General features: G+C 49.2%; 14 protein-coding genes. 8 read left to right on the forward strand and 6 right to left on the reverse strand.

All coding sequences use genetic code 11. The annotated features are described in order from the left end of the window. Nucleotides 1–232 precede the first annotated feature (232 nt). From N186_RS08395 to N186_RS08420, 6 genes are all read left to right on the forward strand, one after another. A complete protein-coding gene (locus tag N186_RS08395) occupies nucleotides 233–1,234 on the forward strand; it encodes a DNA double-strand break repair nuclease NurA (protein ID WP_020963383.1) in 1,002 nt (333 codons plus the stop codon). Then, nucleotides 1,231–2,838 (forward strand): ATP-binding protein, encoded by a 1,608-nt coding sequence (locus N186_RS08400; RefSeq protein WP_020963384.1) that lies wholly within the window; start codon nucleotides 1,231–1,233, stop codon nucleotides 2,836–2,838. Before N186_RS08395 ends, N186_RS08400 begins: the two co-directional genes overlap by 4 nt. A 680-nt stretch (nucleotides 2,839–3,518) precedes the next feature. Continuing rightward, on the forward strand, nucleotides 3,519–4,091 hold the full coding sequence (locus N186_RS08405) for a PD-(D/E)XK nuclease family protein (RefSeq protein WP_020963386.1): 573 nt from the start codon (nucleotides 3,519–3,521) through the stop codon (nucleotides 4,089–4,091). Nucleotides 4,092–4,193: 102 nt separating this feature from the next. After that, complete coding sequence (locus N186_RS08410; protein ID WP_020963387.1) at nucleotides 4,194–4,457, forward strand: AbrB/MazE/SpoVT family DNA-binding domain-containing protein; 264 nt, start codon at nucleotides 4,194–4,196, stop codon at nucleotides 4,455–4,457. Nucleotides 4,458–4,742: 285 nt separating this feature from the next. After that, on the forward strand, nucleotides 4,743–5,012 hold the full coding sequence (locus N186_RS08415) for a TIGR00304 family membrane protein (protein WP_020963388.1): 270 nt from the start codon (nucleotides 4,743–4,745) through the stop codon (nucleotides 5,010–5,012). Next, on the forward strand, nucleotides 5,009–5,296 hold the full coding sequence (locus tag N186_RS08420) for a hypothetical protein (RefSeq protein ID WP_020963389.1): 288 nt from the start codon (nucleotides 5,009–5,011) through the stop codon (nucleotides 5,294–5,296). The genes N186_RS08415 and N186_RS08420 overlap by 4 nt, the downstream gene beginning before the upstream one ends. Here N186_RS08420 and N186_RS08425 read toward each other — a convergent pair. The 3 genes from N186_RS08425 to N186_RS08435 form a co-directional block, all read right to left on the reverse strand. Beyond that, the gene (locus tag N186_RS08425; protein WP_052886774.1) at nucleotides 5,293–5,544 is read right to left on the reverse strand and encodes a hypothetical protein; all 252 of its coding nucleotides are present in this window, start codon (nucleotides 5,542–5,544) and stop codon (nucleotides 5,293–5,295) included. The genes N186_RS08420 and N186_RS08425 overlap by 4 nt on opposite strands. Nucleotides 5,545–5,665: 121 nt before the next feature. Continuing rightward, nucleotides 5,666–6,850, reverse strand: coding sequence for a cytochrome ubiquinol oxidase subunit I (locus N186_RS08430; RefSeq protein WP_020963391.1), 1,185 nt, complete (start codon nucleotides 6,848–6,850; stop codon nucleotides 5,666–5,668). Beyond that, nucleotides 6,847–8,472 (reverse strand): cytochrome ubiquinol oxidase subunit I, encoded by a 1,626-nt coding sequence (locus tag N186_RS08435; RefSeq protein WP_020963392.1) that lies wholly within the window; start codon nucleotides 8,470–8,472, stop codon nucleotides 6,847–6,849. The genes N186_RS08430 and N186_RS08435 overlap by 4 nt, the downstream gene beginning before the upstream one ends. Nucleotides 8,473–8,618: 146 nt before the next feature. On the opposite strand from N186_RS08435, the gene N186_RS08440 reads away from it, so the two are divergent. Beyond that, nucleotides 8,619–10,064 (forward strand): tagaturonate epimerase family protein, encoded by a 1,446-nt coding sequence (locus N186_RS08440; RefSeq protein ID WP_148682178.1) that lies wholly within the window; start codon nucleotides 8,619–8,621, stop codon nucleotides 10,062–10,064. Then, nucleotides 10,064–10,549, forward strand: a complete 486-nt coding sequence (locus N186_RS08445) for a hydrogenase maturation protease (RefSeq protein WP_020963394.1) — start codon at nucleotides 10,064–10,066, stop codon at nucleotides 10,547–10,549. The genes N186_RS08440 and N186_RS08445 overlap by 1 nt, the downstream gene beginning before the upstream one ends. 33 nt (nucleotides 10,550–10,582) lie before the next feature. Here the strand turns inward: N186_RS08445 and N186_RS08450 are convergent, their stop codons facing one another. The 3 genes from N186_RS08450 to N186_RS08460 all read right to left on the reverse strand — a co-directional run bounded on the left by N186_RS08450 (nucleotide 10,583) and on the right by N186_RS08460 (nucleotide 12,524). Beyond that, the gene (locus N186_RS08450) at nucleotides 10,583–11,437 is read right to left on the reverse strand and encodes a DUF3267 domain-containing protein (protein ID WP_020963395.1); all 855 of its coding nucleotides are present in this window, start codon (nucleotides 11,435–11,437) and stop codon (nucleotides 10,583–10,585) included. Between the two features lie 63 nt (nucleotides 11,438–11,500). Then, nucleotides 11,501–12,112 carry a CPBP family glutamic-type intramembrane protease gene (locus tag N186_RS08455; protein WP_148682180.1) on the reverse strand — a complete coding sequence of 204 codons (612 nt, stop codon included), beginning with the start codon at nucleotides 12,110–12,112 and terminating at the stop codon, nucleotides 11,501–11,503. Between the two features lie 13 nt (nucleotides 12,113–12,125). Beyond that, nucleotides 12,126–12,524, reverse strand: a complete 399-nt coding sequence (locus tag N186_RS08460) for a thioesterase family protein (protein ID WP_020963397.1) — start codon at nucleotides 12,522–12,524, stop codon at nucleotides 12,126–12,128. Nucleotides 12,525–12,607: the final 83 nt, after the last annotated feature.

Consider the following 12,607-nt stretch of genomic DNA (forward strand, 5'->3'; position numbering starts at 1 on the left):
ATAACGAATTCGCGTTACCAGTATATATACCTAGTGTTATTGTTGTCGGGAAGTGTTTATGGTAACATTTTATTGCAACTATTTTCCCAGATCTTCCCATCTATCCTGGTAACTAAAAAATGCTACTATAATACGGATATAATACGGGGATACTAATTGTTTTCTGTAGAATTGTCCATGTTATTCTCGCGCCTTTTATAAGAGACGTGGCACGGGTAGAATATGATCATGTATGGCGTCCTTGACTAGGGCTGGCTACCTAGATGTCGATGTGAAAATGCTTGTCGAGAAGGTCAACCAGATATATAGGCAGAAGGGGGGCTTCGTCCAGCTGACGCTGACGGGCGAACCTGTGAAGCCCTACCCCTACTTCAGGTTTGACGGGAAGATTATCAAGGGCCCACCCATCTCGGAGACAAGGTTTAGGGCTGTCGAGGAGGTTCCACACAAGGAGACCGTGGTCTCTGTGGACGCGGCGGCCCGAATACTCTTCGACGCGGGGAGCTTCAAGATAGTGTCTGCAAAGGTCGCAGGGGGAGTATGGAGGGGGGTAGAGCGTGTAAAACTCATGGATACAATCAAAAGAGTGAAGGTGGTCGAGAGCCTAGACGAGGCTGCTGACTGGCTGGCAGAAGTAGAACTCGAGGCAGTGGCTGGCCTCGTCAAGAGCTATCCTGGTGCGCTCGTCCTACTTGACAGGCCCCTTGTGTTTAGGAGTGGCACAATGTCCGCTAAGGCCTACAGGCGTCTGGTAGAGAGGGACTGGAGGGTGGTCGGGATGCCTAAGAGTAGCAGTATAAGGCTTTCCAGCGGGGAGAGCGCCTTGGGCTATGTGTCGAGGCTTGGTAGCAGGATGTTTAGGGACATGGCGTGGAGCTATTATCCCCTCGTAGAGGACGAGAAGCTGGGCATAGGAATAGGTGCCGTGAAGCTTTCGCCGAGCGGGCCGGTCTTTAGGCTCGATGTTGCTTGGGAGCTCTCGCTGAGGGCCGACTTCGAGTACCTGTCAGGGATGCTTGCTTACCTCCAGGACTTCACGTCGCCGGGCTACCCGTTGCCGCTCAAGATTGTCCACAACCTTTCCAGGATAAGCGACGATGAGCTGTCTATGGACAGGGAGCTACTACTTGAGGAGCTAGGCATATCCAGCAAGGCGTCTATTGCCTCGAAGCTGCTTGAGGACAGCGGTGGCTCAGAGTTCAAGGCCAAGTATCTCTGGGGTGGTATACCTTGAAGCTCGGAATAGTAGTGTGGACCGAGGGGGTGACGGTAAAGTTTAGGATAGCGCAGGAAGCCGTTGTCGAGAGGGGCATGCTGGTAAAAGTCGAAGACAAGGGGAGAACATACATACTCAAGGTTGTAGACTTCAAGCCAGAAAGCCTGCTTACTCCGGCAGAAATAGCGATCATAAGTAGCAAGGCAGACAAGGGCGAAGCCGTACAGCTCCGCGAGAGGGACCTTAGGCTATACGACACAGCCATCTCAACAATCGTTGCACAGATAGACATGGACGGGGAAGTCCACGGGCCAAGCAGTGTCCCCTCGCTGTTTGCCGTCGTAGAAGAGCTGGAGGAAGAAGACCTAAAGGCTCTGAGGCTACACACGGGGGACATACCCATAGGCAAGATACGCTTCGGCCACAACGTTATAGACGTAGACGTCACCCTCGACGGCTCAAAGACGATACCCCACCACGTACTAGTAGTGGGAGGAACGGGGGCAGGCAAAAGCAACTTTGGAAGAGTACTAGCGGGCTCGATTCTCCACACTGCTGGCAAATACAGCCTCGTCATATTTGACTGTGAAAGCGAGTACCTACTAGGTTCAAAGCCCGGCGAAATGGGGCTCGCGCACCTCCCCTTCTCAGAGGAGTACCTCTTCCTCGTCTCAGACAGGGTTCAGAGGCCAGGCAGAATCAGGATAGAGCTTCCTGAGCTGGGAGAAGAGAGGAGCATACCGGCCTACCCACTCAAGATGGACATAACGCGTCTAAGGCCAAGCGACTTCACCCTCACGGGAGAGTTCTCTGGGCCGCAGGAAGAGCTCCTCTGGATGGCATACAAACAGTTCGGGGAAGAGTGGGTCCACTACCTCTTGTCTGGAGAGGGAAGGGCGCTCTACTCAAGGCTTGGGAGAATGTCTGGAGTAAACACTATAAACGTGGCAAAGAGAAAGGTAAAGTACCTCACCGGTGAGGGAGACATATTCTGCAGGGACTGCGGCTACGACCTTGCGGGCACCGTGCTGTCGATGATTGCAAAGGGACGCGTGGTCCTCATAGAGACCCCCTTCGCCACGGAGGGCGAAGAAAAGCTCCTGGCAACCGTGGTTGCGGAGAGGATATTCCGGGCATACGAGAAAATGAGGAAAGAGCTCCCAGACAAGTGGAGCCAGCTCCCCCCAGTCTTGATAATGGTAGAGGAGGCCCACAGGTACCTAGGCTCCCACGTCCTGGGCGGGAAGGGCGAGATAAGGGAAAACATCTTCTCGATAATAGCCAAGCGTGGAAGAAAGTACAAGGTTGGAGGCCTCTACATCACACAGATGCCAAGCGAGCTCATGGAGACGGTCGTGAGACAGTCCCTAACAAAGATAATCCTCTCCCTCCCAACGAGGCCCGACTACTCTACCATAATAAACCACAGCCCATACCTAGACGACGCAGAGGCAGAAATAAAGACACTAGACAGGGGAGAAGCAGTAGTAATCAGCCAGCCAAGCGGGTTCAGGCTAGCAGTATCCACCAGGATCTACCAGTTCGAAGAATACGCCCAAAGGCTGATACGCGAAGAAAAACTAGCACTACAACAGCGGACGGCCGAAGTCTCTAACGTTTGAAAACGGCGCACAACTCCATCTTTTATTTCATTTCGACGCAACATTATTCACAGAGAGATCAAGCTTAAGTAGCCTTCCACCATTACCTGTTTGACCCTCCCCCGTCCTAGCTCTCAAAAATACTTAACCAGGGCAGAAGAATCAATGGCTCTCACGGTCCTCTCTCACACTTTCAACAGCAAAGCCCTCACGGCTTGGTGTTACATCAGCGAGAAGCCCATTCCACTTTTCAACCATTCTACGAATCCTTATTTTCCAAGCAAGCTCCATCAAGAAGACTCTGATCCATCTACGAAAAGAGACACCGTTTTTCGGAACCTCCTTAACGTCCGTAGGGATCCCCCACTCATAATGGCCTCATTCTGTCTCGTAAACAATTAAGTAAACAAGATGATATGTTTTACTGGAACTAGGACCATTGCTATAAAAATTGTCAACGATTGACACCCTAAAAACGTCATGTGAATGTAGACCCGGGTCAAAGATAAACAAATACGGAACCACCAGTGCTGTCAAGGTCTTCCAAACTGGTGTGTGTCAGCATTAAGCTATCAATTTACATGTTAGCAGTGACGGGGAATTAAGGAACCCCAAAAATATAGTCATATGTAAAGATAGAAAGCATTAACAATCTTTTTTAGGGGCAATAACTATTCAAATTATGAAGGCGAAGGCGATCCATGAGCTCCCAGCTCAAGCAGAGATTCCTAAGGCTCCTAAAGGAGGACGAAGAGTTCAGATACGCCGTAGCCGGCCTCCTCGGCCTAGAAGAAATACTAAAAAGGCTGGACAAACATGAGGAACAACTTGTCAAGCTAAGAGAAGATTTCAATAAACTAAGAGAAGACATGAATAGGGGATTTGAACTCATCGAAAGAAGGATATCTGCTCTTGGGGCAAGATGGGGAATTCAGACAGGGGAAGCATTCAGAGAGGCACTAAAGGGAATACTAGAGAAAGAATTCGGCGTAAAGTTAGAGAGATGGATCACAGAGGACAACGAAGGTATAGTCTACGATTACCCAAGCGAGGTAGAAATAGACATAGCCATAAAGGACGGCAAAACCATCCTAATAGAGATATCTTCCCACATAAAGCCATCCGACATACCAACCTTCAAGAGAAAAGCCCAACTCTACGAGAAAACAACTGGCAAAAAGCCAGACAGACTAATAATCGTCACCCCCTACGCCGACGAAAAAGCCCTAGAAATAGCTAAAAAATTAGGAATAGAGATATACACAAAGACATAGAATGTGAAGATGGATGGTGCTGTAAGAGAGATCCTTCTCTACCATCAAGTTGTAGCTTAAGTGATAGTTTTGTGGCTAAGGGTAAATTAATGTGTATAACCAATGGTTAAACTTAGGCTGAAGGTGGGTCCAAAGGGTCAGGTAGTTATCCCAAAGGTCTTGCGGGAGAAGTACGGCATTAGGGAAAACGGCTACGTCCTAGTGGAGGCTAGGGAGAACGAGCTCGCTATAGTGAGGGCACCGGGCATCGAGGAGACCCTTGAATGGATCAGGCAGAGGAGAGAAAAGCTTAGGGCGAAACAAGCCAAGCTAGGAGAGCTCGCGGAACTAGACCTCGAGGAAGAGTTCAATGAAGATCTTTGCTGACGCTAGCCTCCTCATATACCTAAACGCACCTATGCCGCGTGCTGGGCTCAGCTTCGAGGTTAAGTGATACCAACAAGGAGTGAAGAGATGTATTGAATTCGACCAGACTCGGCTAAGCTCCATTGTTAAGCCAATGTCACGGATAAAGGAGGGAGAAGAGCAAGTAGCAAATCCTTGAGATTAGCAACCATCCAATCCAGTAAAGATGGATACTCACACCCGCGATCTTTAAGGGTTAGCCGTGGTAAAGAATTTATTTTCAGGCGAATATTTATCTTGGGGGCTATGGAGCCACTCATATGGCTGTTTTACGCATTGCTTGTAGCGGGCATGCTTTTGATACTGGTGGGCTTCCTAGTTATGGCCTTCTCGGGCCTGAGGAGAGGCGGCGAGGCCGAGGCTGGGGGCGTATTGATGATTGGCCCGTTGCCCATTATCTTTGGCTCTAGCCCTGAGGCGGCGAAGAAGGCTTCCCTGCTTGCACTCCTGTTGATGCTCCTGTTTTTCTTTTTTGTATTGGCGTTGAGGCTGGTTGGGGTGTCTACGGGGATATGAGGGACAGCTTCGAGACGGGGCTAAAACTTGTTTTCGCGGGATTTGCTTTGGTGTTTCTAGCCGTCATTTTACTGGTGCTTTTGGGTCTTGCTTGGGGGAGCAACGTGACAGGAGGAACGGGGGCGTGCATATTTGTATTCTTTGTTCCTGTCTTCTGTGTTGGTGTGGGAGAGCCGGGCGTCGTAACGTTTTTGATGTTTCTCGGAGTTATCCTTATGCTTGTAGCGTTTGTCCTGTTTGTTTTGCTCCTTGTCTTGTCTGGGAGGGGGAACGAGGAGGTCTAGATTTCTTCTGTTTTGTATCTGTCGTATTCTGGGTCGTAGCCGTTGTCTGCTAGGAGGGCTTCGAGGTCGTCTACTTCTACTATGTGGTCGTCCTTGTCCTCGTCGAACTTTAGGTACTTTATGCCGAGCTCTAGGACGTCTTCGCCCCTTGTGAGGCGTTCCTCTATCTCGGCGAGTTCTTCGTCTGTTAGGTTTTGGCACTTCTCGAGGTAGCCCATGAGGCGTCTAAGCGTCATCTTCTTGGGCAAGGAGCACCACAGAAAAGGACAATGAAGGAGTTTTTAAACCTATCATCTAGGATGCAGGGCAGTTTTCCACAGTGGAAATAGACGAGAAAAAGAAAAAGATCTTCATGTTCCCTAAGGTGTTTTAGTGGTTGTTTGCCTTGAAGAATACAACGTATAGTAGGTATCCTGTGGCTGCCAGGAGTATAGTGACGCCTATTACTGTTACCAGGTAGAGTGAGGGGTCTTGTGCAAGTGGGCTCACGTTTTCTAGGTTCAACGCCCTTGTGAGGATGGTCTTATATGGCTCTGGCAACTTGTCGGCAATTAGTGGGGCGTTCGCGACGAAGAATGGGTACTGGCTGAATGCGTTGAGGTACTCCCCTGTAAGCACCGTAAGACCTGCGGCTACGGCTCCAATTATTGTCGCTTTGTATCCATTTTGAGAGAAGAGGATATCCGTGCCTTTTATTGGGGCCAGAAGGTAGAGTAGGACTACTGCCTGTATCAGGACTAGTATCATTTTTACTATGAATAGCCATGCGTAGCTAGAAAACGTTGGAGCGTTTAGGGCGGCTCCTAGACCTGCGAAGATGTTGTTGAACTTTACCGGGACGTTTACGAGGGCGAGGGCGTACCACGGACCCAGGAACATCATTGCTATTAGTCCCATGAGTGCTATTTTTATGCTGTCCATATATAGGCCCTTCTCGACCTGGCTCAGCTCCTGTCTCAAGCCTTTCCATGCAAGCACACCAGCTATAAATAGGAAGCCGAAGGTAAGCGCGCCCGTGACGCTTTTGAGGTATAGTGGCAGGAAGGTGGGGTTGAGCAAAGCATCTACGACGTTTAGGCTTGGCTTGGGCTCGAGGATAAGGCCTGCTGGAGTGTTTAGGAAAGCGAAGACAGCCCTGAATCCGAGTGGTATGGTGTATGCGGTTATCGTTAGTAGCCAGCCTACCATGTCGTGGAGGCTCTCAGTGAACCTGCCCCACCCGTACCAGTAGGAGACTATGGCGAAGAAGTGGAAGAGGATCGAGACAATGGATATACCGAAGGGTATCATCGTTATGTTGCCTGCTATCCCTACGAATTCTGGGTAGAAGCTGACAAGGAAGACCGTGAATGCTGTCCCCATAACGCCTGCAAGTCCATAGGTAACAGCGTAAATCTTGAAGAGCCCACGCGCGGCCTCCTCTAGTGCTTTGTCTCCGGTTTTGGCGGCTCTACGCTTTAGGAACGGGATCACTGTGGCTAGGGCTATTCCGACGTTGACTGCTACTATGTGTATCCCGAAGACCAGTCCCAGGAAGAGTGCTGGCGGATTCATTCTTCCTCACCTCTCAGACTTGGAACGAATAGGAGTCTCCAAGCCGCGTATACCTGCAGAGCCAAGACTGCGATGAACAATAGGCCTACTACTGCATAGGTTAGTGGATCGACGGGGTTAGCTGTCCTCGCAACGTCAACGGTCATTACCCCGTATATTGTCCAAGGCTTTCTGCCCATTTCCCTGACACCCCAGCCAAGGAAAGATACCAAATGGGCAATTACTGGCGAGGCGGCGAGGCTCCAGAGCCAGATATTTCCAGGTTCCTTCTTCATCCAAAGCATTACAGCCACAGCTAGTGAGAGGAGTCCAAGGAGAATTGCTAGTCCTGTTTTGGTATAGTAGAGGTAGTGTAAGATGAGCGGAGGCCTGCAGTCAGGAATGTTGGGGACGCCCATGAGGCTACAATAGTCCACTGGTATCTGGTCGTAGCCTGGTAGCTGGGCGTTGGGGTTCCCGTAGATTATTAGTTTCATTAGCCCCTCTATCCCGAAAGTCCTAGGAATGCTTAGTATCTGGTTGCTTGTGCCCTCCATGGCTGCTAGTTTCTCTGGGTTGTATTGTGCTATCTCCTCTCCCATTGTGTGCCCGAAGACGGCGCCCTGGAGGAGTATAGCTACAAGAGAGAAGTAAACGCCAAACTTGAGGTCGTCCATGTAGTATGCGGTCTTTTTCTTTGTGAGGAGCATAAGGAGGGCAAAGGCCCCGGCGAACGTGAAGCCAGTGACTGTTAGGGCTGCACCTATCGAGTGCAGGATGCTTCCAAGGTAGACTGGGGACTGGAAAGTCACCGTTGTGTAGCCGACAGTCCTGACTGTCTCTACAAGTATCTTGTCCACGACGTCCTTCACGAGGAGACCCTTAATTGCAGGGAGTGCTTCGGGCTTCACGACAAGGGCTAGGACGCTGTCTCCAACTGTCTTCATGCTCCAAGCCTCATACGCAAGCCTAGCTACTATCTTTGAGGGCATGTATACTGCTACCCCGTTGCCCATTTGCCCGACTACCTCCATGCCTAAAGACTGTAGCTTTGCGACGTCTAGTGCCCCGACAAGGTCGCTTGGGACTACGAGGAGCACCTTGGGATAGCCCTGGCTATACGTCCATCCCGTCTGCGGGTTATATGCTGAGACGATTCCCGTTGGGGCCACCATGTAGCTGTTTACGCTGACGATCATTGCTGCGCTGAACCATGCCCCAAACATTGCAAGGAAGGCTACTATTATCTTTGCGTTCGTCGAGAGCTTGTTCCAGCCGAACACTAGGAGGTATACGAAGACGATCTCTGTTAGGAAAGCGAAGATCTCGAGGTATAGTGGGTAATAGATGTATCGTCCAGCCGCCTCAAGAACGTTTGGCCACACAACGACTAGCCCAAACTCAACTAGTGTGCCGGATGCGGCGCCGAGGGCAAAGTTTATTCCAAGAGCCTTTGTGGCCGTCCTAGCAAGTTTTAGCCAGTTCTGGTTCCCGGTTTTCTTATACAGGAGTAGTAGGACAAGTATGGCAAAGGGCAGTCCTAGTGTGTATTGGAGCAGGATCCAGTGGAGCTCGATGCCGATGATTGAAATAATTCTTTCTGGAGCCGCTGGATAGCTAAAATATTGTTCTAGGAGGTTCATTCGATTCCCCCTTGCATATTAAAACATATTATTCATTATTTTTAATTTTTCGGTTAGAGAAATAAACCAGCCAATTAAATGTTCCTTTAAAACTGAGTATTCCAGAGGCTTAGCAAATCTTTATCTGGGGGCAAGCCGAAGCAATAATGATGTATTTAGGGAAAATTCCTAGGCCTGGGATTGGCATAAGGATTCCTGAGATTGTTTTGCCTGAGGTCGTAGAGGCTTCTCGGCGGCTAGCAATGTTTTCTACGGTTATGCTTTCCTTTAACAGGGAGACCGCGCCCAAGAATTACATCGAGTCTAGGGATCCAAGGTTCTTTTATTTTGGCCACACGGGGACAAGTATTTCTAGCTATGTGTCCATGGCTAGAGATTATTCTGGGAGGCTTGGCGTCCCATTGGAGGTAGAGGCTGACCACGTAACGATAATGGGTTCTGTCGAGAGGGCACTAAAAAAGATAGCAGGTGTTAAGGTTGAGGAGCCTATAACTGACGGTGAGGCTGAAGAGTCGATTAGGTACATTCGGGAAGAACTACGGGAAGCCAGGGAGGCAGGCGGGGTAGACTTCGCGACTATCGATACATGCGACTTGATTGATTTCTCTGTGGACAAGGCGCCTTTAAGTGACGTGGAGGCTAGGTACGAGGAGCTTTTTGGTGCAGACGAGAGGAAAAAGCTTGAAGAAAGATATGTTGGTACTCATTGTTTCCTGGGAGATGACAGGCATGTATGTCTCAACTTTACGAGGCAAGATGTTTTGCGTCTAGCTGTAAAGTTCTGGAGGAGCTTGGAATACGCTTCTCGGGTTTACAGCTTGATTTTAAATGAGAACGGCTATGCCCCAGGCATAGAGGTGGCCTTTGACGAGACGCCTTTCGAGAGCAACCCGTTGGAGGTTTATTTTTACCTCTCTGAGCTTTTATCCCGTGGCGTGAGGGTAGACTTCATTGCCCCAAACATTGGTTTCAAGAAGCGGGAAGACTACTCCGGCCGGCTTGACCAGCTCTACGAAGCTGTTTCAACCCTGCACAGCATTGTCTCAAGCATGAATGTCTACCTCTCTATTCATAGCGGTAGCGGTAGCAACCCATACACAGACAAGGGATTCGGTGTCTGGGCCACGCTGGCGAGGGCTACGCGTGGAAGAGTCAAGTATAAGATGTCTGGCGTATTTATCCAGCTACTACTAGAGGTCATGGCGGGTTTCCCAGCGGGCTCGAAGACTCGTAGGCTTTACGAAGAGATATATGACGCGGTCGTTGATCACCTAGCTAGGACTGTGGAATCTAGGGGGGCTCTATACTCTAGCGAGCTAGAGGCGATGCTTGAGAAGTATAGGTCTTCTAGGGACAGCTATAATCCAAGGCACGACCTGTTTAGGCACTACTTCTATGTTTTCCAGGCTGTTAGGGACGACAAGGGGGCAAGGTGGCTAAGGGAAGAGCTTGTAGAGCACTATTTTGCTTGTGAGGAATTAAGGAGAAGGTATTCTGCAGAGATGCAGAGGCTACTCGAGAGGCTTGCATATACTTTTAACTATGCCGGTAGTGCTCTTAGATATAGAGCGATAAGCCTGGGAGGAAAATAGTGTTGTCAAGCGATAGACACAGGCTGGATGAGATAGAGGAACAGCTTAGACAGCTATACTTAAAGAAGCCTGTCCTGGTTTTTCTCGGAAACCCTCTGAGGGGCGACGACAAGGTTGGCCTGCTAATAGGTAGGAGATTCATTAGAGTTTCCAGGTATCCCTACCTAGTTATATGTTGGAAGGGTATAGAAAACTGCACCTCCAAGATTAAGCAGATGAACAGGGGAAGCCTCCTCATTGTAGATGCCGTCTATGCCAGCCTGGCTCCCGGAACGATAATATTTGCTGGGCAAGGCGAAGTAGACGAGAACTTTTTGGCTTCAACACATAGTCTTCCCTTGAGCATTTTAAGTGAAGTACTTAAATTGGAGTTTCACGTGCTGGGCATACAGGTCGAGAATACAGAGATAGACCAGCCTGTGTCCCCAAGCGTGCTTAGAGCTGCTAGAATGGTTTTGCAGTTACTGAAGAAGACATTCGGCTAGTAAAACTGTAGAGCCTTGGAATTTCATTAATAGCTATTTTTGCTCCCTGACTCGACGTTTCTCAGCCAACCAGCCGATATAGCCAGCTATAAGACTGACTAGGAGGGCCAAGGCAAAGTATAGGGGCTTTGGCTCCGCAGTATAGGATATGACTTTTCCCGAGGGTGTGTCTACCAAGGATGCCCTCGCCTCTACAAGGCCAAATAAGTCTACTGTCATTGTTCCCTTGTCTTGCAGGATTTCCTTAGCCCTGTCGGCCCGCTGCAGGCTGAACTGGGCTGCGAACATGAGGATCGGCAACACGATGGTTAGCATTAGGAAGAGAGCTAGTCCTGCTGGTGCCAGTGCTCTTATCTTGCGGGCTCGGCTCATATCTGGACATTTTCCCCTATAGACTATTGCAGCGCCCTCGTCCCTGATTAACGTATCCCTAGAAGTAGTCAAAGAGAAGAGAACAAGAACTATGTCCCCGCTAGAGCCCACAAAGTTGATTATGCTAGCTTGTATCAATGTGTCTCTGAATATTCCACCCGAGAGATATGCTAGGAGCAATGTTATGGGGGAAATTATTAGCGGTGCCAATGCAACTATTACCCATTTGTCTCTTGGCAGGGGATCCTCTACAGCCACGTATGCACCGTACTTGAATATTCCGGCCTTTATCTTCTTTGCGCCGAGGATCTTCGCAATGACTGCATGTGTCCCCTCGTGTACAACAACTGTTAGAACTACCGCTAGAACCAATGGGACAAAAGGATAGTTTATAGACTGTAGGGAAGACATACCTGTGAGTGACAACAGGTATAGCCAGCCAACCCCCATGAAAACAGAGAGTCCTAGGACTGCTCCGAGGTATTCTAAAACGTTGATCCTACACTCAGCAGACATAGACTTGTGCAGAAGGAAGAGGTATAAAATATAAAGATTTCCTGTGACGGCTTAAAGAATTTTCTATGGTCCCAGAGGGAAGAGTACAATTGTTTCTAACAGCCAAGCCACGTGGCAAATCATCGAAGCTGACAGGCCCAGTTTTTTAGCTGTGATGGCCATGTAGATGCCTATCGTAAGGGCTCCCAGTAGAAGTGATATGTTGAGGGTCCATATGTGGACAAGGGTGTAGTACGATATGCTGAGCATATAGGCATGTATCCTCTTAAGCCTTTCTTCTAAGACTGCTAATTGGCCGCCCCTCCAGTATAGCTCCTCCATTGCCCCTATTATTGTTAGGAAAAATGGCAGAAGCGTGGCGTCGCTAGACAAATAGATGCTTGTATAAACGTTTGAGACAGAGTGTTGTAGGTTTAAGGCTGTAAGGAAGATTTTTCCAAAGACAAATATACCGTAGAGGGGGAACGAGAGAATTAGTCCTGCCAGGGCACTCTTCCACGTGGGTCTCAGATTCCTGTGTACTTTTTCCCTGTAGAATAGGAGAGTTAAGGTTCCCAGGAGAAGAGTAGCGAGAAGCATTGCTGTTATGAAGACTTCACGTAAAACTACGAAGACAAGTGGCCAGAGGAATATAGGTAGAGAAAGATACAATAGTTCAGTATAGCGCTTAAACATGTTTTCTACCTTGCTATCCGCCCATCTTTGTAGCTATCATCGAGATAATCCTGCTTGCATATTCTTTCTTGTCTATTACCGCCCTCTCATGGACAGCATAGCCTATAAGCGTTTCTCCGCACCACGCCTCCAGCCACAAGACCACTCTTTTCCCGGTGTCACGCAGGACCCTGCCACGTATCTCGACCTGCGAGCCGAGTAGGGCTGGGGCAACGTGGTAGACATCGATGTGTACTCCTACGGTGGTCTGGCTCTCGGGTAGCTTGCCGTCGAGAAATATCCTGCTAGCCTCCTCCATGAATGCTATCATGCTTGGCGTAGAAAGTATTCCTGTCCCCTCTAGGGAGACATGTTTTGCAATGTGTTCGCGGGAAACTGTATATAACCTGCTAAAGGTTTCTCCTTGGCTCATACACTTCTAGAGTGTGCCAAAAATATTTAGGGTTTTCCTCTCTCCATCCAAACATATTTTTAGTAGATGACATACAAGTAACC

Source organism: Thermofilum adornatum (genome assembly GCF_000446015.1).
In the GTDB taxonomy this organism is placed as follows: Archaea; Thermoproteota; Thermoprotei; order Thermofilales; family Thermofilaceae; genus Thermofilum; species Thermofilum adornatum.